Origin of the sequence: Neptuniibacter sp. SY11_33 (assembly GCF_047778025.1) — a bacterium.
Taxonomy (GTDB): Bacteria; Pseudomonadota; Gammaproteobacteria; order Pseudomonadales; family Balneatricaceae; genus Neptuniibacter.
The window spans coordinates 1,340,192-1,357,189 of the sequence record NZ_CP180543.1; the positions used below are offsets into that span (position 1 = coordinate 1,340,192).

Below are 16,998 nucleotides of genomic sequence, written 5' to 3' on the forward strand. Positions count from 1 at the left end.
TAAGGAAGCTTAGTATGTACAATCCTGTGCAATATAAAGTTCTGCTCTACTGGGCTTTATTATTTGGCGTGATTCTTTTTGGCTTCTATGTCGGTTGGGATCAAGGGGTGCTGTTGGAGATAATTCAGCAGGATCAAACCCGCGTCTGCATATTCATCTTGGTGTTACTTGTAGGCATGAGCTGTCATTGTGCTTATCGAAGCTTTTATTTATCCCAACAGTTCTCGATGTTGGATCATTACTATCTCCGCCGCCAAGAAACGGGGTTAACCCCCGAGGAAAAAGCCTTTCCGGACGGTCTCTCTCTTTCACAGGATTACCTGTTCAATGTGTCTGATGAAGAGTTACAAGACCAAAATGCTGATAAAGGGTTATTAGCTGAGTTGCTTGTAGAAGGGGCTCGAGGTTCACATCAGGTTGGCTGGTTTGTTGTTGGTGTCATGGTCAAGTTAGGTCTTTTAGGTACGGTGATTGGCTTTATCATCATGCTCAGCTCGGTTTCTGGGCTGGAAAATCTCACAATTGACGATGTTAAAACCTTAATGCAGCAGATGACTCATGGTATGGGTATCGCCATGAGTACTACCCTGATTGGTTTAACCTGTAGCATGTTATTAAGTGTTCAATATCTTTTGCTTGATCGTATGGCTGATCGTTTTGTGGCTTTAAGCATCACCTTAGGTCAGCAGAAACATGGTGCTACTGAATGCGAGCCTGCGTCATGAAACTCTTTGGGCAGCGATCGAACTTTGAAATAGATCCGTTTACCGATCTACTTTTCAACGCATTGCTGACGTTTACCTTTTTGTTTCTGGTAGCACTGTTACTGCTCAACCCGCCGGCAAAATCTGGAATTATTGACCCTAAGGCGGAATTTCTAATTACGGTGAGTTGGCCAGATGGTAGCCCCAATGATATTGACGTTTGGGCCTTAGGTCCTAAAGGTGAAAAGGTTTACTACAAACGGACGCAACAAGGTCTGATGCACTTGGATCGAGATGATCGCGGCAATGCCAATGATACTCAAGTAATTGATGGAAAAACGATTACTAATCCGATCAATCAGGAGGTACTGACGATACGAGGTCGGCCTCCGGGTGAGTATGTGATCAACCTTCATTACTTTAAAAGTGAGAATGACGAGCCTGTGCCAGTGACTGTTTATCTGGCTGAGGTGAATCCTGTCTTGAAGGTTATTAGTTACACCACCGAAACGTTGGCAGCAGAAAGCGATGAGCTGACAGCCTTGCGCTTTACTCTGAATACGCAAGGCCAAGTAACCAATATTAACAAACTGCAGAAAAGCATTATTAAGGCGAATCAGAAATGAATGAAGAACTCCTAGTGCTGACATTGGCTTATGTGTTTTTAACGGCACTGTTATTGTTGGCGGTAATCAGTGGGCGATTAAAGTGGCCGGTTAAAACGGGCCTAGTTGTAATTGCATTGTTTTTCTATGGTTGTAGCTATGTGGGTTGGAAGCAAAGTCAGGGCTGGCCTAGCCCAACTGCTTTACCTGATAAGTTCCTGTTTCATTATGCGGTGATTGAAGAGCCAGATAAGCAAGCTAATAGAGACGGTGATATCTACATTTGGCTTACCGATCTAAAAAATGATGAGCTGGATGAAAAGCCCAGAGCCTTCCGAATTGATTATGATCAAGCGACCCATGGTGCTGTTGAAGAGGCGTTAAAGAAAACTAAAAGTGGACAGCCTCAGTTAGGGCAGCCTTCAAAGCGTTTTACTAAACCTTCAGATGCAAAACGTAAGGATGCTTTGGGTCAAAAATCTCCGCTGATCAATTTCACTCAAGTCCCTGATCCTGCTCTACCGGAGAAATAAACTGTGATTATGCGAATTAGTTTTTTTCTGGTGAGCTTAATATTGTCGGGTTGTAGCGCTGATATTCCTGACACAGATTATTTCCCTTTGCAGAAAGGTGTTGTTTGGGAATATCAGGTTAATGAGCTATTTGGTGATCGAGAGAACCGGCGTGAGTTTTCAATCGAGAATCTCGGAGAAACCCAATTTAAAGATGGAGAGGTTTTTGCTGAAGATACAATTAGTGTGCGTCATACCAGTGATGGCACCGATTACTATATTCTCAAAGATGATACAGGGATTTATCGAGCTGCACGTCGTACATTGATTGAATACCAACCAAGGTTTGAAAAGTCGCTTGTTAGGATCTTACCCAATAATAAAGATCTTGAAGTAGGTCGCAGTTGGACTGTACCGACCAAGCCTTATGCTTTGCATGCGACTGCTTCCTTCGCAGTACCCGATCCACGTAAACGTGATATTAATTTACAGTTTGAGATTAAGTCGGTTACAGATACCGTTGAAGTTCCTGCAGGAACCTTTGAACGTTGTATCAGGGTTGAAGGGACTACAGTCTTAACCCTCTATGTTGATCCTAAACTAGGGTATCAAGATATCCCTATTACTCAGACTGAATGGTATGCACCGGGCGTTGGTTTGGTGAAACTTGTACGAGAAGAGCCATTAAGTATGGAGTTATTCAAGGGTGGGGTAATCAGTTACGAATTATCTCGTTTTGAACCATAAAACAGTTTTCTTTCGAAACTTAGCTAATATGTTATGGTGGGTAACATATTGAAACAGAAGGAAGTAAACCGTGGATATGGATCTAACTTTACTGCAGACTCGTGTTATTGGTTGTTTGTTGGAAAAAGAGATAACGACACCCGATCAATATCCTCTGTCACTAAATGGTTTAACAACCGCTTGTAATCAGAAAAGTAACCGTGAACCTGTTCTGTCGCTTGACGAGAGTGAAGTTCAAAACCTACTGGATGAGCTTAAAGATAAGCGCTTAGTGCGTGATGAGAGTAGTTTTGGCAGTCGCGTATCTAAGTTTAAGCACCGCTTCTGTAACACCGAGTTCAGCGACCTTCAATTTACCAAACAGCAACTTGCTGTGATTTGTGTACTTTTCCTTCGCGGCCCGCAAACGCCAGGTGAATTAAGAACTAGAACAAATCGCTTATGCGAATTTAAAGACGTATCTGAAGTGGAAGCTACGTTGACTAGTTTAGCGGATCACCCTATGGGTTCTTTGGTTCAGCGCTTAGTGCGTGAACCGGGTAAGCGAGAGTCGCGTTACGTCCACCTTTTCAGTGGTGTGGTTGAAGATGCTGATGTTGAAATGGCCGGAACGGATACTGACGATCACAATCTTACTTTTCAGCAAAGAATCGCTAGGCTCGAGCAAGAAGTCGCCGACCTTAAACAAGAGATTATGGCGTTAAAAAATTCATCAGATATTGATTGAGTCTAAGCGGCCACTGCAAATCCCCTTCAGGCTATCTTTATGATTTTAGGTATGTTCATTTTGTTTGCTTTCCTCATCTTGGGGGAAGCAATCAGCTATCTGCTTCAGTTACCTGTTCATGGTGCTGCAATCGGCATGTTACTGATTACGTTCTGGTTGATGATCAGAGGTTCCGTAAGTGACGAACTAGCAACAGCAAGTCAGCAACTGATCTCCTCTCTGGTTCTTTTTGTTGTTCCTGGTGTTGTCGGTGTGTTCTTTTTAGGAGAGCAATTTACAGGTGAATGGTTGAACCTAGGGTTAGCACTAGGCGTAGGAACCTTGTTAAGTGTTTTAACATCCTTACTATTAGTGAAATTCGGTCGATTGGAGCAAAGCCAAGATGACTGAACATTCACTATCTAGCCTGATTCCACACTTCCTTGAAACGCCTTTATTTGCAATCGGACTCACCTTGTTTTCCTTTGTTTTAGGCGGCTATTTCTTCAAGAAACTGGGCAAGCCTGTTTGGTGTCCGGCAATGTTATTGGCTGCTTCATTCTTGGCACTGTTCTTATTTGGATTGTCGATCAGTTACGAAGAGTACTACTCAGGGGCAAAGTGGTTATCTGTACTTATTGCACCAACCACGGTTGCCTTAGGCGTTCCTTTGTATCAGCAGAGCCATCATATCCGAGCTGCGTGGCGACAAATTCTGTTAACGGTGCCAATTTCTGCGAGTTTAGCTGTGGTTTACGCTGTATTAATAGCTTTCAGCTTAGGTTCTAGTGATCAGATGCTGGCTTCAATTGCACCAAAATCAGTTACGGCGCCAATAGCCATAGGCTTGACGGAACAGATGGGTGGTTCTGTGTCATTAATGATGGGTGGGTTACTAGCAACAGGCGTATTTGCTGTTTTTTTCGTTGACCTTTTAGCTTCAAGATTGAAAGTCACTGATGAGCGTTTAGTTGGCTTAGTGTTGGGAATAAATGGTCATGCTATCGGAACTATTAGGGCTTTTGAGATCAGTCCCGTTGCTGGAGCATTCTCATCTTTGGGTATGGGATTAACCGGTATTTTTACTGCAATAGTTTTGCCTTTTGTCTGGCCTTACTAATCATAATTCAATAAAAATCCCCGGCTTGCCGGGGATTTTTTTGTACTTAACCGCGCTGTTGAAGCGCTTCGATACGCTTATCAAGAGGAGGGTGGCTAGACATCAATTCCATCAGGCCAGACTTCATATGGCTGCTAATACCAAACGCGGTTAGCTGACCAGGCATTTGATCAGGCATTTCGTATTCAGCTTTCAGGCGTTGTAGTGCACCAATCATCGCATGGTTGCTAGATAGATCTGCACCTGCTTCATCTGCTCTGAACTCGCGGTAGCGAGAGAACCATGAAACGATAAACGAAGCCAAAATACCAAAAATAATTTCAAAAACAATTACTGTAATGAAGTAACCAATACCAGTACCTGGCTGGCTTTCTTCATCGTTACTTTTTAGGAAACTATCGACTGCATAACCAGCAATACGCGCAAAGAACATGACAAATGTGTTTATCACACCTTGTACTAGGCTCATTGTAACCATATCACCGTTAGCTACATGGCCAATTTCATGAGCCATGACTGCTTTTACTTCCTCTTTCTGGAAGCGCTGCAAAAGGCCTAAGCTCACAGCAACTAATGCATCATTCTTATTCCAACCCGTTGCAAATGCATTGGCTTGCTGAGCTGGGAAAATGCCGACCTCTGGCATTTTAATTCCCGCTTTTTCTGAAAGTTCAGCAACTGTATCTAAAAGCCATTGTTCATCGGAGTTACGTGCTTGAGTAATGATCTCAGTACCTGTCGTCATTTTCGCCATTTTCTTAGATAGGAATAGCGAGATGAATGAACCTGCAAAACCGAAGACTGCACAGAAGATCAGCAAACTGGTCATGTTAAGGCCAGCACCGGAAACATAGTGGTCAACACCCAGTAGATTAAGGGTAATGCTGGCGACGATTAGCACAGCGATGTTAGTTAATAGAAATAAGCCGATACGCATCATAAGTGAAAGTTTTCCTATTGTTTAAGCTCATTGCTTAGATAGGGGCGAATGATAAAAGTTTCAAGTCTATTTGTCCTGTTATTGCTGGTGTCCATTTTCGCCCGCGCCTATAATTTAGCCCCTTTTTATGACCCTTTGGATACAGGATCTCAGATGCAGCAAGTCTTAACAGTCGTAAAGCAGCAAATACCATTAGCGATGGGTGAATCGCGCCGGATTTTTCATGGCCGTGGGCACTGTTTTCCTGGGTTTGAGCATCTGGTAATTGACTGGTTTCCTCCTTATGCCGTAGCAAGGTTGTATAAAGAAGTTGAACCTGAGTGGGTTACGGAATTGAACGACACTTTAAAGAGTGTAGATGAAATTGAAGGCTTGGTGATTCAGCAGCGTTCTCGGGGTAAAGAAGCGCAGCAAAATGTTGCTTGGGGTTCAGTGCCTGAGCAGATGAATACGATGGAACTTGGTCTGTTTTATCAGGTCAAACCTCAACGCAATCAAAATAGTGGTTTGTTTTTGGATATGCGTGAGGGTCGTAAATGGGTAATGCACAATGCGGGTGGTAAGCGCGTGCTAAACTTATTTTCATATACCTGTGCTTTTTCAGTTGCGGCTCTTGCTGGCGGTGCTGAGCATGTAGTGAATGTAGATATGTCCCGAGGCGCTATAAATACCGGCCGGGAAAACCACCTTTTAAATGGTATAGAAGGAGATCGGGTTAAATTTTTGGCGTACGATCTGTTTAGGTCTTGGAAACGAGTAAGACAATATGGTCCTTACGATTTGATTGTGATCGACCCGCCAAGTTTCCAGCCGGGAAGCTTTGTTGCTGAAAAAGATTATCGTAAAGTTATTCGTCGTTTGAATGAATTAACTAAAGAGGGTGGTCAAGTTCTAGCATGTCATAATGACCCGAAAAATGGCACAGAGTTTCTAAAGAACTTGATGTTAGAAGAGTGTCCAGATTTTAAGTTCGTTGAACGTTTAAATAATCCGGAAGATTTTCCGGAAGCTGAGCCCGAAAAAAGCCTCAAAGTTTTGTTGTACGTAAGGGAGAAGTGAGTGGAGCTAATTTGTATTGATTTGGAAGCAAGTGGGTTAGGCGCTGAGTCTTACCCGATTGAAATCGCTTGGATTAACGATGAAACAGGCGAACAAGATAACTTTCTGATTAATCCAGATTCTGCAGCCGGGTGGCGCTATTGGGATGAGTATGCCGAAGAGATGCACGGCATAGAACGAGAAGAAGCGGTAAGCAAAGGGCTTGATATTAAACAGGCCTGTTCACGCTTAAATAAAAAGCTAAAAGGTAAGACACTGATTAGCGATGCATTTGAATTTGATCTGTTTTGGTTGACGCGTTTATTTGAAGCGACGGGTATCCAACCAAGCTTTCGTATGGCGGGGCTTGATCGAATTCTAAGTAAAGAACAGCTTATTCAGTTTGGCTTCTTGGCAAAAGCTCAATTTCGACGTCATCGAGCATTGCAAGATGTAAGAGATATTATCTCTTGTATCAAGGCTGTTACAGCAACTGGTACCGAAGCGGTTTAGCGGTAAGAGAAACAAAAAAGGCAGCTTAGGCTGCCTTTTTTATGTTAGCGCTAAAGTTAGTCCGCTAAACCATCTAAACCAGATTCGAGATTTAGGGCTTCCTCTAGATCAGCTGATGTGTCTGTTGAGATACCTGCTAGTGCAGCAACATTTTGCGGGAAGTTATCCTGTAGTGCTTCTAGATTATCTTTGTTGCGGATCGCTGAATTAACAACACAGGCTAGATTTACTACAGCAGCAAGTGCTGATGGTTCTTCAAAAGAGGTTGGCTGTTTGTGCTGACGAACAGCAATGCCAAGCTCTCCTGGGAAGCTCCACATGTCTAATAAAGCTTGTCCAGCTTCGGGTGCAGTAAAACCTAAATATTTTAACTCTGCATCGCAGCGGCTGCAATTTGACTCATCTATTAGCGCTTGAATTTCCTGTGCAAGCGTCGGTTGAGATAGGTGTAATAGAAGACGACCAATGTTATGAATCAAGCCTGCAGTAAAGGCAATGTCAGGATCAACATCGGTATTTCGTTCAGCAAACCATTTTGAAAGAGCTGCAACGCGGAATGATTCGCTCCAGAATTTTTTCAGGTCTAAACCTTCTACTTCTTTAACGGAGCCTGCAATACCTGAAGCAATAACAAGCGTTTTAAGGCGAACCATACCTAACATTACAACGGCTTCATCAATAGATGAAACTTTGCGCCTTAAGCCAAAATGAGCAGAGTTTACAAGGCGAAGAATTTTTAAAGACAGAGTCTGATCTTGTGCAACTTTTTCAGCAATTTCGCCGTAATCTGCAGCAGGATTGTTTAGCTGCTGAATTAACTGTCTTACGACTTCGGGAACGTTGGGTAGCTTGTCAGTTTGCTCAAGTAGTACGCGAATCTCCATATGTACTCCTTAGAGATTAGATTCTTGTAATGGAGCTTTCGTGTGAACACCTAGATCAGCAAAAAGCCCTAGTAGATAATGAGATTTCTAGAGGGGATTTTGCAAGAAGTTTTTGATTTTTTTGAAAAAAAAAGCGGCTGGAGGCCGCTTTTTAATCAATTAGTCCTCGTTTAGGACTAAGCCTTCTATCTGAGATCGGATGCCTTCGTACTGCCCCATCTCTTCTGGCATAAAGTAAAGTTTATAGTAACAACGGTCCACTAAGCGGCCTTTCTTGTCGTTAACTGTTTCTTTGTAAGAGCCATAAAGATAGTTCATTTGTATGTGAATGACACGAGTATGAGGAGGGATGGTTACCTCATGATGCTCAAGATCGTAACGGATCTTAGACTCTTTAATGGTATAGAAAGAGACTTCTGCGACGTGATTAAGATTGATGAGAAAGTTTGATGTAACTGGAACAAGGTGGCGCTGCTCTAGGCCGTTGTGTTCCATATAGATACCGCAGTTTTTTCTTACCTTTATAAACATTGATTATCCTATTTACTCTAAAGGCGAATACACAATATAGATCTTAGTCTAGGATGGACTTATTACAATGACATTACAACAAAACGGCCATCAAAGATGGCCGTTTTTATTATTGCTCGTAGGTTTTGAGGAAGGTGCCTATCCTTTCGATGGCATCTTGTAGCTCATCTTTACGTGGCAAGAAGACTAAACGGAAATGTTGAGTATCTGGCATGTTAAAGCCGCTGCCTTGAACGATAAGGACTTTCTGTTGTAGTAGCAGATCTAAAGCCATCTTCTCGTCATTCTTGATCGGATAAACTTCTGGGTCCAATTTCGCGAACAGATACAGCGCGCCTTCAGGTTTTGTACAACTTACGCCTGGGATCTCGTTAAGCATCTTCCAGGCTAGATTGCGCTGCTCGTAAAGTCGACCGCCGGATACGATCAATTCATTGACGCTCTGGTATCCGCCTAGTGCCGTTTGAATGGCATGTTGGGTTGGTACATTTGAGCAAAGGCGCATGCTAGAGAGCATCTCTAAGCCTTCGACGTAATCACGGGCATTATGTTTTGGTCCGCTTACAATCATCCAGCCAGAACGGAATCCTGCTGCTCGATAGGATTTAGATAGACCGTTGAAGGAGATACACAGAACGTCTTCAGATAGTGATGCTAGAGGAGTGTGTACCGCTTCATCGTATAAAATCTTGTCGTAAATTTCGTCTGCGAAGATAATCAGATTATGCTCACGAGCGAGTTCTATGATCTGTTCCAGCACGGCCTTTGGATATACAGCACCCGTTGGGTTGTTCGGGTTGATAACCACGATACCTTTTGTGCGATCAGTAATTTTACTGCGCATATCTTCAATATCAGGTGCCCAATCTTTCTCTTCATCACAACGGTAATGGATTGGGTTGCCGCCGCTCAGACTTACTGCGGCTGTCCATAGAGGGTAGTCAGGCGCAGGAATAAGCATCTCATCGGTATCGTTTAGCAAACCTTGCATTGCCATAACGATAAGTTCAGAAACGCCATTGCCAATGTAGATATCTTCAATGCCTACATTCTTAATTCCGTTCTTCTGACACTCTTGCATCACCGCTTTACGGGCGGAAAACAAGCCTTTTGAATCACAGTAGCCTTGGGAGGCGGGTAGATTCAAAATAACGTCCTGTACGATCTCTTCAGGCGCGTCGAAACCCCATGGGGCGGGATTGCCAATGTTTAATTTAAGAATTCGCTGTCCTTCTTCTTCAAGACGTTTAGCTTCCTGAAGTACTGGACCGCGAATGTCGTAACACACATTGATCAGCTTGTTTGATTTACGGATTACTGGCATTTTATTGTCCTGCAAACCTAGCCGGGAATCTCTGCGGCTAGATGTTGTCCTATGCATAGAGACCTAGGTTGTATGGTATAAGCCTCAGAAAAAAAAGAGACTAATCATACGCCTTTTATTTGTTGAAACCTAGGGAAATGGCGTACTGCAGGCTTTTTTATTATCAGGGAGATTGTATGGCTGAAAAAAACCAAAAGGTCGTTCATTCAGAGCAAGAGTGGCAAGATCGTTTGAGCCCAGAGCAATATCGTATCTGTCGTCAAAAAGGCACCGAGCGTGCTTTCACCGGCGAGTATTATAATAACCAGCAAAGTGGGGAGTATCGTTGTGTTTGTTGTGGAACCCCATTGTTTGCATCAGACCAAAAATATGATTCAGGAAGTGGTTGGCCGAGTTTTTGGCAGCCTGTAGAGGGTGGAACTATAGAAGAGCATAGCGATACAACTCACGGGATGGTACGTGTAGAGATCACTTGCGCAACGTGTGATTCGCATTTGGGGCACGTATTTACGGATGGGCCACAACCTACCGGTCTTAGATATTGCGTGAATTCTGCTTCCTTAGATTTTGTTAAAAAGTGAAATAGTAGATGAAATCCTTCCAGTGGATTTACGAGCATGTTCAGGCTCATTACCCAGATCAAGATATAGAAGCACTTTTACCTTCAGCTAGAAGTGCGTCTGAATTAGCCGAAGTGCCTGATGATCGATTGTTCAGCGAGATGATGCGGAGGGTGTTTCGTGCAGGGTTGAAACACTCTTTAGTTGATTCTAAATGGCCCGCGTTTGAACAAGCATTTTTTGGATTTGATCCAGAAAAAGTCAGTTTGATGAGCGACGAACAGTTAGAAAACCTAATGCAGAATGATAAGTTGATCAGGCATTGGGGCAAGATTAAAGCGACCCGTGTGAATGCTTTGATGGTTACAGATCTTGCCAGTAAACATGGTAGTTTTGCGCAATTGGTCGCTCAATGGCCGGTTGAAGATATTATTGGCTTATGGGAATTGCTCAAAAAACAAGGGCAGCAATTGGGTGGGAATTCAGGTAGCTATTTTTTAAGAATGATCGGCAAAGATACGTTTATTTTAACCGATGATGTTGTTGCTGGGTTGAAAGCTCAAGGAATTATTGAGAAAAAACCAACAGCTAAAAGGGATTTGAAGCTCGTTCAAGAATGTTTTAACCAATGGCGAGAAGAGTCTGGTAGGCCTATGTGCCAGATAAGCCGTTTGCTCTCTCATACCGTTGGTTGGTAGAAAATAAAAAAAGCCTGCGTCCAAATAGATAGCAGGCTTTTTATTGTTAGTAATAATGATTAGTTAAACTGAATGAAATCTAATAGTTGCTGATCATTCATCGCTAGATTCATTACGCTGGAAAACAGTTCATTTACCAGCTTTTCGTTTTCCTCTTCTGTCGGCACGCCTACAAAAGTCTGCTGCTTATCGGCGGTATAGGTACCGGTGTAGCTCTTGTTGTCTTTGCTGACTGTTACTCTTAGCTTGGTATCTAAGTTCACGGTTTGTTTTATTTTGGATTCAGAAGCTCGGTAATTAAGGTCAATAAGGCTAATCGTTAAATTAAATTCACCGCCGTAGAAACGAACGATACCCATATCTTCCAATGCGTGTTCAGTCGTATGTTGCAGAAGATGAAGGCTATCTTTTAAAACAATAGAAGGCGCTTTAGCCTCACCGGTATAACGGTAGCCAATAACGGAATCTGCTCTTAAGTCTTTAGGAATAATCTCTATGCGTTTCTCTTTGCTTAATACTCTAGAGACTTGGATCTGAGGGTGTAGATCGAGCGATTGTGAATTAAACGTGACGCAGCCTGTTAAAGCGCTTGTCGCTAAAATGGTTAGTATTCCGCTTACTAATAATCGTAGTTGTTTCAACTTAACTTACTCCGTATCAGGAATTAGACGGGGGGTTAATGAATTTAGAAAGTCAGCTAAGCTGTCAGCTAGCTTTCGGATGGGTGGTTTACCTGGGCGTTCTAACCAAACCTCACCACTAAAATTATCGACACTGATAAAAAAGTCTTCATCTGGTTCTGGGCAGGCAAAAAAGAAAGTTAAAGGCCTTTTTTGTTGGCGTTTAGAGAGCGCATGACCAATCAGATTGCTTCGTAAGCGCTCCATATCTTCATCATTCCAAACTTGAATTAAACTTAGGTCGCCATCACTGCAACTCGCTGGAAGTGGATCTGACCAGTAGCGGCAATAGTAATCAACGATATCTGGATGGATAGATTCCTCTAAAGCTTCCTCTAGCCGCGCAAACATATCAGTTGGAGTCGTCTGGAGTGTTGGCCACCAAGATACGGAATCGCCATCTTTAGCTTGAGTAGAGTAGCACGCTGAAGGCCAATCGGAATTGAATCGAATTAGAGGGCGTTGCACCTGTAGGGAATCGAGCTTCTCCACAAAGCGATCTAAAGCTGAAATGGTAGGGGAGACAGGCATATAACTTTCTCTATATAGCTAATTTGGTCAGCGATTGATTCTAACTTAAATCAAGGATGTGGAAATATATTTATCAGTTGAAGAATGGCATTTGTCGGGAAAAGTGATGGGTTGTTCAGTCATTAGAAGCAGGATGATTTTTGAACAGTTTGATGGAACATACTGTTTTGCTTTGATTTATTCTAACTTACTGATTTTGTACAAAGAATGTGCAATCAAAAAGAATAAATTTTTTTTTGTTTAAACGTTTGACATGGGGAACAAAACCCGTAAAATTCGCACTCCGTTTGGGGCAGTAAGTAATTGTCTTGGACAAACAATGTGGAGCGGTATTCACTTATGGATATCTGACTGTCACTCCAAGGTGAGTGAAGGTCGCGGGTTCGAGTCCCGTGTTATTGTGGAGCGGTAGTTCAGTTGGTTAGAATACCTGCCTGTCACGCAGGGGGTCGCGGGTTCGAGTCCCGTCCGTTCCGCCAACTTCTCTTTCGAAGCGCTGAAAGGGTCGTAAATAAGCCATCTGCTTAGTGGGCGTGTAGCTCAGTTGGGAGAGCGTCGCCCTTACAAGGCGAATGTCGGGAGTTCGAGCCTCTCCACGCCCACCACTAAGCATTACTGTTGAGCGATAGCTTGATGGTAGAAGCCTGTCACTGCCAAGGTAGAGAGAGGTCGCGGGTTCAAGTCCCGTATACAATGTGGAGCGGTAGTTCAGTTGGTTAGAATACCTGCCTGTCACGCAGGGGGTCGCGGGTTCGAGTCCCGTCCGTTCCGCCAACTTCTCTTTCGAAGCGCTGAAAGAGTCGTAAATAAGCCATCTGCTTAGTGGGCGTGTAGCTCAGTTGGGAGAGCGTCGCCCTTACAAGGCGAATGTCGGGAGTTCGAGCCTCTCCACGCCCACCACTAAGCATTACTGTTGAGCGATAGTTTGATGGTAGAAGCCTGTCACTGCCAAGGTAGAGAAAGGTCGCGGGTTCAAGTCCCGTATACAATGTGGAGCGGTAGTTCAGTTGGTTAGAATACCTGCCTGTCACGCAGGGGGTCGCGGGTTCGAGTCCCGTCCGTTCCGCCAACTTCTCTTTCGAAGCGCTGAAAGAGTCGTAAATAAGCCATCTGCTTAGTGGGCGTGTAGCTCAGTTGGGAGAGCGTCGCCCTTACAAGGCGAATGTCGGGAGTTCGAGCCTCTCCACGCCCACCACTAAGCACTACTGTTGAGCGATAGTTTGATGGTAGAAGCCTGTCACTGCCAAGGTAGAGAGAGGTCGCGGGTTCGAGTCCCGTATACAATGTGGAGCGGTAGTTCAGTTGGTTAGAATACCTGCCTGTCACGCAGGGGGTCGCGGGTTCGAGTCCCGTCCGTTCCGCCACTATCTCAAGAGCTTAGATAGTGATTATTTAGTGGGCGTGTAGCTCAGTTGGGAGAGCGTCGCCCTTACAAGGCGAATGTCGGGAGTTCGAGCCTCTCCACGCCCACCACTAAATAAAGCCCCGGTCGCGGTACGAAATAATGTGGAGCGGTAGTTCAGTTGGTTAGAATACCTGCCTGTCACGCAGGGGGTCGCGGGTTCGAGTCCCGTCCGTTCCGCCAACTTCTCTTTCGAAGCGCTGAAAAGAGTCGTAAACAAGCCATCTGCTTAGTGGGCGTGTAGCTCAGTTGGGAGAGCGTCGCCCTTACAAGGCGAATGTCGGGAGTTCGAGCCTCTCCACGCCCACCACTAAGTACCTTCCTTTTATTACTTATATTTCCTATTTGTTAAATTTCTGCACCAAGACTTTTGAGTTGTTTACTTAAAGGCTGTATCTGTTACCCTTTCGTTTTGTGAGCCTATGTGCTTGTGGCGTTAATAGCGCTAAACAATATGTTTCCTGGAATAAAAATAAAAGAGATGGGAATACCTCAGTGAATAATGTGGATGAAACCGTGCTTGTATCACTCTGTCCAGACCCAGTTATAGGGGTTGATGGCTCAGGGGTTGTTCAGTTGTTTAATGCGGCAGCTGAGAAGCTTTTGGGTTATTCGGCTGAAGAAGTTATTGGAAAAGTTAGTATTGCATCTATCTATCCGAGCTTGGAGGAGGCGAAAGAGATTAAACGTCTTTTGCTATCTGACTCGTATGGTAAGCCTGGAAGTATTGAAGGTTATGAAGCTAAACTGGCTTGTCAGGATGGGGCAGTCGTACCGATTCGTTTATCAGCTGCCATTGTTGATAAAGATGAAGGTGGCAGTATTGGTTTCTTTCATGATTTGACGGAGAGGCAAAGTTTAGAACAGCAATTGCATAAGCTTTCTGTGACTGATGAGTTAACAGGTCTATTTAACCAACGACATTTCTACACTGTGATGGCGCAAGAGTTAGACCGGGCTAAGCGCTATAACCATGCTTTAAGTTTGATCTGCTTTGATCTAGATAATTTTAAGAACGTTAATGACTCTCTTGGTCATCTTGAAGGTGACCGTGTTTTAAGGCTTATTGGCGAGATTCTTCGGGAAACCTTGCGAGCATCTGATGTCGCTGTTCGATATGGTGGCGATGAATTTATGGTGCTGTTACCTGAGACTGATATTGATGCTGCAGCTAAAACGGCTGAACGCATTAGGGTAATGTTTAATTCTAAGTGCTCATTTAGTGTTGATCAGGATACTGAATCACTGATCAAGGTTTCAGTGAGTCTTGGGGTGACTGAGACGAACGGTATGGAAAATCCAGATCAAATTGTTCAAAGAGCAGATCTGGCTATGTATGAGTCTAAGAGTTTGGGTGGGAATAGTACTTTCTTGATCAAGCAGCATATTGGTAATTTGGTTCAGACAAACAGCGCTTAAATTCTGCGGTCTAGATGATGCTGTTATTGTTCTTCAGCATCATCTAGACATTCATCGTCTTCATATTCATCAATATTTAGCAGTAACAATTCTTCGATATAATCTTCCACGTTTTTCTTCCTCTGTTATTTAACTTTCCTTTAAAGTACTTCATTTATATTTCAATTATGTTGCAGTGCTGATTAATTAAAATGCTACTTCAAAATCCTGTGTTACCTGTACAGCTTTTAGAAACCCATGAGACTATTCAGGCGGGAGTTAAGCTTTACCTGCTCCGTTTGGATCTGACTGATGACATAGTTAGCGGCAACAAGTGGTTTAAGTTGAAGTACAACCTTCAGCATGCGCTAGACAATGGTTACTCGTCAGTTCTTAGTTTTGGTGGGGCGTTTTCTAATCATATTCACGCGTTGGCTAAGGCTGGGTCATCGTTGGGGATAAAAACTATTGGTGTTATTCGTGGTGAAGAAGAATATGCGGATAATCCAACTCTAAAGGATGCGCAAGCATGGGGGATGGAGCTGTACTTTGTTAATCGGCAGGAATATCGTCAGCGGCATGATTGCGAATACCTAGAGACTCTACAGGCGCGATTTTCTAACCCTTTAATCGTCCCGGAAGGAGGAAGTAATAAGTTTGCTGTGCAGGGTGCGCGCGAGATTATCACGCCTGATATTCTGGCTAAGGTCAATCCGGATCAAATAGTTTTAGCCTGTGGGACAGGTGGGACCTTAGCTGGTGTGGCTTTGTCTGTTTCTGATATTTCAGTTTTGGGTATCCCTGTGCTCAAAAAAGCAGATTTTCTATTTTCTGATATTGAAAACCTGATGACTGACTCTGGTGTTGAGCCTACTGATAACTGGGATTTGGATGTGGAAGGGCATGGTGGTGGCTATGCTAAAGTGTCTAATGATCTGTTAGCTTTCATGGAATGCATGTTGAAGGAGCATCAGCTCCCTCTAGACCAGATTTATACCGCAAAAATGCTTAGTCATCTGTTGAAGCGAATTGAGCGTGGTGAGTACGTCAAGGGAAGTACTATTTTGGCTATTCATACGGGTGGGCTGCAAGGGGCTCGAAGCCTAGCTTGAGCTTGATTCGCGCTTAAAAACAGTTTTGGTCATAAAGAATCATTGAAAAGAATCTGAAAAATCAGTTAGATAGAATCTGGTTATTCATACAAACGTTAATCCGGAGAGATAATGGATTACTTTCGCAATATTGGTCTAATTGGGCGTTTAGGTAGTAAATCAGTCATCGACACGCTAAAGCACCTTATTCGCTTTTTAGGTGATCGCGGTCTGAATACTATTATTGATGAGCGAATCGCTGAAGTTATGCCGGGCCATGGCCAACAGACCAGTACGCAGAAGATGATGGGTGAAATATGCGACCTTGTTATTGTGGTCGGAGGAGACGGTAGTCTTTTGGGCGCCGCTCGTTCACTAGCTCAGTATCATGTTCCAGTTCTTGGTGTGAACCGTGGTAATCTGGGTTTCCTAACCGATATTTCTCCAAATGAAATTGAAGAAAAGGTCGGCGAAGTACTTGAAGGTAAGTACACCGTCGATAGCCGCTTTTTGTTGGATGTTATCGTTAAGCGTGAAGGCGTGCCTATTGGCGAAGCAACAGCACTTAACGACTGTGTACTACACCCAGGTAAAGCGGCACGAATGATTGAATTTGAACTGTATATTGAAGGGCAGTTTGTATACACGCAAAAATCCGATGGTTTGATCATCTCTACACCAACAGGTTCTACTGCTTACTCTTTATCTGGCGGTGGTCCTATTATGCATCCAAAGTTAGATGCTTTGGTGCTTGTGCCGATGTTCCCGCATACGCTTTCCAGTCGACCGATTGTGGTTAACGGTAATAGCGAACTTAAGTTGGTTATTAGTCCTAATAATGGTGCTTACCCAACAGTTTCTTGTGATGGTCAAAAAGATATTAGTTGTGCGCCAGGAGATACGATTACTGTTCATAAGAAACCGCACAAACTGAAACTGTTACATCCACTCAATTATGATTTCTATAGTACCTGCCGAGAGAAACTTGGTTGGGGTACTAAACTCGGAGATTGA

The 16,998-nt window shown here is 43.6% G+C and carries 20 protein-coding genes and 10 tRNA genes; 24 read left to right on the forward strand and 6 right to left on the reverse strand.

Annotation, left to right across the window (positions count from 1 at the left end):
- Nucleotides 1-14: 14 nt before the first annotated feature.
- From ACMXYV_RS06180 to ACMXYV_RS06210, 7 genes are all read left to right on the forward strand, one after another.
- Complete coding sequence (locus tag ACMXYV_RS06180; protein ID WP_415890891.1) at nucleotides 15-725, forward strand: MotA/TolQ/ExbB proton channel family protein; 711 nt, start codon at nucleotides 15-17, stop codon at nucleotides 723-725.
- Nucleotides 707-1,330: a hypothetical protein gene (locus ACMXYV_RS06185; RefSeq protein ID WP_415890892.1), complete on the forward strand. Its 624-nt coding sequence runs from the start codon at nucleotides 707-709 to the stop codon at nucleotides 1,328-1,330. The genes ACMXYV_RS06180 and ACMXYV_RS06185 overlap by 19 nt, the downstream gene beginning before the upstream one ends.
- Nucleotides 1,327-1,842 carry a hypothetical protein gene (locus ACMXYV_RS06190; protein ID WP_415890893.1) on the forward strand — a complete coding sequence of 172 codons (516 nt, stop codon included), beginning with the start codon at nucleotides 1,327-1,329 and terminating at the stop codon, nucleotides 1,840-1,842. Before ACMXYV_RS06185 ends, ACMXYV_RS06190 begins: the two co-directional genes overlap by 4 nt.
- Nucleotides 1,843-1,851: 9 nt before the next feature.
- Nucleotides 1,852-2,568 (forward strand): hypothetical protein, encoded by a 717-nt coding sequence (locus ACMXYV_RS06195; RefSeq protein ID WP_415890894.1) that lies wholly within the window; start codon nucleotides 1,852-1,854, stop codon nucleotides 2,566-2,568.
- Nucleotides 2,569-2,644: 76 nt separating this feature from the next.
- Nucleotides 2,645-3,295, forward strand: coding sequence for a YceH family protein (locus tag ACMXYV_RS06200; protein ID WP_415891429.1), 651 nt, complete (start codon nucleotides 2,645-2,647; stop codon nucleotides 3,293-3,295).
- Between the two features lie 39 nt (nucleotides 3,296-3,334).
- Nucleotides 3,335-3,685 (forward strand): CidA/LrgA family protein, encoded by a 351-nt coding sequence (locus ACMXYV_RS06205; protein WP_415890895.1) that lies wholly within the window; start codon nucleotides 3,335-3,337, stop codon nucleotides 3,683-3,685.
- Nucleotides 3,678-4,394 (forward strand): LrgB family protein, encoded by a 717-nt coding sequence (locus ACMXYV_RS06210; RefSeq protein WP_415890896.1) that lies wholly within the window; start codon nucleotides 3,678-3,680, stop codon nucleotides 4,392-4,394. The genes ACMXYV_RS06205 and ACMXYV_RS06210 overlap by 8 nt, the downstream gene beginning before the upstream one ends.
- Nucleotides 4,395-4,440: 46 nt before the next feature.
- Here ACMXYV_RS06210 and htpX read toward each other — a convergent pair whose 3' ends face one another.
- On the reverse strand, nucleotides 4,441-5,334 hold the full coding sequence (htpX, locus tag ACMXYV_RS06215) for a protease HtpX (protein WP_415890897.1): 894 nt from the start codon (nucleotides 5,332-5,334) through the stop codon (nucleotides 4,441-4,443).
- A gap of 153 nt (nucleotides 5,335-5,487) precedes the next feature.
- Here htpX and ACMXYV_RS06220 point away from each other — a divergent pair, with 153 nt between their 5' ends.
- Together ACMXYV_RS06220 and ACMXYV_RS06225 are read left to right on the forward strand one after the other, a co-directional pair.
- Nucleotides 5,488-6,393, forward strand: a complete 906-nt coding sequence (locus ACMXYV_RS06220; RefSeq protein ID WP_415890898.1) for a class I SAM-dependent methyltransferase — start codon at nucleotides 5,488-5,490, stop codon at nucleotides 6,391-6,393.
- On the forward strand, nucleotides 6,394-6,885 hold the full coding sequence (locus tag ACMXYV_RS06225; protein WP_415890899.1) for a hypothetical protein: 492 nt from the start codon (nucleotides 6,394-6,396) through the stop codon (nucleotides 6,883-6,885).
- Between the two features lie 56 nt (nucleotides 6,886-6,941).
- Here the strand turns inward: ACMXYV_RS06225 and ACMXYV_RS06230 are convergent, their stop codons facing one another.
- From ACMXYV_RS06230 to ACMXYV_RS06240, 3 genes are all read right to left on the reverse strand, one after another.
- Nucleotides 6,942-7,769, reverse strand: coding sequence for an HDOD domain-containing protein (locus tag ACMXYV_RS06230; RefSeq protein WP_415890900.1), 828 nt, complete (start codon nucleotides 7,767-7,769; stop codon nucleotides 6,942-6,944).
- Nucleotides 7,770-7,928: 159 nt separating this feature from the next.
- Nucleotides 7,929-8,300, reverse strand: a complete 372-nt coding sequence (locus tag ACMXYV_RS06235) for a hypothetical protein (protein WP_415890901.1) — start codon at nucleotides 8,298-8,300, stop codon at nucleotides 7,929-7,931.
- Between the two features lie 109 nt (nucleotides 8,301-8,409).
- A complete protein-coding gene (locus ACMXYV_RS06240; protein ID WP_415890902.1) occupies nucleotides 8,410-9,624 on the reverse strand; it encodes a pyridoxal phosphate-dependent aminotransferase in 1,215 nt (404 codons plus the stop codon).
- A 176-nt stretch (nucleotides 9,625-9,800) separates the two neighbouring features.
- Here ACMXYV_RS06240 and msrB point away from each other — a divergent pair, with 176 nt between their 5' ends.
- Together msrB and ACMXYV_RS06250 are read left to right on the forward strand one after the other, a co-directional pair.
- On the forward strand, nucleotides 9,801-10,205 hold the full coding sequence (gene msrB / locus ACMXYV_RS06245; protein WP_415890903.1) for a peptide-methionine (R)-S-oxide reductase MsrB: 405 nt from the start codon (nucleotides 9,801-9,803) through the stop codon (nucleotides 10,203-10,205).
- A gap of 8 nt (nucleotides 10,206-10,213) precedes the next feature.
- Nucleotides 10,214-10,882: a DNA-3-methyladenine glycosylase I gene (locus ACMXYV_RS06250; RefSeq protein ID WP_415890904.1), complete on the forward strand. Its 669-nt coding sequence runs from the start codon at nucleotides 10,214-10,216 to the stop codon at nucleotides 10,880-10,882.
- A 59-nt stretch (nucleotides 10,883-10,941) separates the two neighbouring features.
- Here the strand turns inward: ACMXYV_RS06250 and ACMXYV_RS06255 are convergent, their stop codons facing one another.
- Both ACMXYV_RS06255 and syd read right to left on the reverse strand, forming a co-directional pair.
- Nucleotides 10,942-11,523, reverse strand: a complete 582-nt coding sequence (locus ACMXYV_RS06255; protein WP_415890905.1) for a YajG family lipoprotein — start codon at nucleotides 11,521-11,523, stop codon at nucleotides 10,942-10,944.
- A gap of 6 nt (nucleotides 11,524-11,529) precedes the next feature.
- Entirely contained in the window at nucleotides 11,530-12,093 is a 564-nt protein-coding gene (gene syd, locus ACMXYV_RS06260; RefSeq protein ID WP_415890906.1) for a SecY-interacting protein, read from the reverse strand.
- Between the two features lie 402 nt (nucleotides 12,094-12,495).
- Between syd and ACMXYV_RS06265 the strand changes: the two genes are divergently transcribed.
- From ACMXYV_RS06265 to ACMXYV_RS06325, 13 genes are all read left to right on the forward strand, one after another.
- A tRNA-Asp gene (locus tag ACMXYV_RS06265) sits at nucleotides 12,496-12,572 on the forward strand.
- 50 nt (nucleotides 12,573-12,622) lie between these two features.
- Nucleotides 12,623-12,698, forward strand: a tRNA-Val gene (locus tag ACMXYV_RS06270).
- 92 nt (nucleotides 12,699-12,790) lie between these two features.
- Nucleotides 12,791-12,867, forward strand: a tRNA-Asp gene (locus ACMXYV_RS06275).
- 50 nt (nucleotides 12,868-12,917) lie between these two features.
- Nucleotides 12,918-12,993: transfer RNA gene (locus tag ACMXYV_RS06280), tRNA-Val, on the forward strand.
- Nucleotides 12,994-13,085: 92 nt separating this feature from the next.
- Nucleotides 13,086-13,162, forward strand: a tRNA-Asp gene (locus tag ACMXYV_RS06285).
- Between the two features lie 50 nt (nucleotides 13,163-13,212).
- A tRNA-Val gene (locus ACMXYV_RS06290) sits at nucleotides 13,213-13,288 on the forward strand.
- Between the two features lie 92 nt (nucleotides 13,289-13,380).
- Nucleotides 13,381-13,457, forward strand: a tRNA-Asp gene (locus ACMXYV_RS06295).
- Nucleotides 13,458-13,490: 33 nt separating this feature from the next.
- Nucleotides 13,491-13,566: transfer RNA gene (locus ACMXYV_RS06300), tRNA-Val, on the forward strand.
- Between the two features lie 35 nt (nucleotides 13,567-13,601).
- Nucleotides 13,602-13,678 (forward strand) — tRNA-Asp (locus tag ACMXYV_RS06305).
- A gap of 51 nt (nucleotides 13,679-13,729) precedes the next feature.
- Nucleotides 13,730-13,805, forward strand: a tRNA-Val gene (locus ACMXYV_RS06310).
- A 185-nt stretch (nucleotides 13,806-13,990) separates the two neighbouring features.
- Nucleotides 13,991-14,914, forward strand: coding sequence for a diguanylate cyclase (locus ACMXYV_RS06315; protein ID WP_415890907.1), 924 nt, complete (start codon nucleotides 13,991-13,993; stop codon nucleotides 14,912-14,914).
- 191 nt (nucleotides 14,915-15,105) lie between these two features.
- The gene (locus ACMXYV_RS06320; protein WP_415890908.1) at nucleotides 15,106-16,005 is read left to right on the forward strand and encodes a 1-aminocyclopropane-1-carboxylate deaminase/D-cysteine desulfhydrase; all 900 of its coding nucleotides are present in this window, start codon (nucleotides 15,106-15,108) and stop codon (nucleotides 16,003-16,005) included.
- 111 nt (nucleotides 16,006-16,116) lie between these two features.
- On the forward strand, nucleotides 16,117-16,998 hold the full coding sequence (locus ACMXYV_RS06325; protein ID WP_415887726.1) for an NAD(+) kinase: 882 nt from the start codon (nucleotides 16,117-16,119) through the stop codon (nucleotides 16,996-16,998).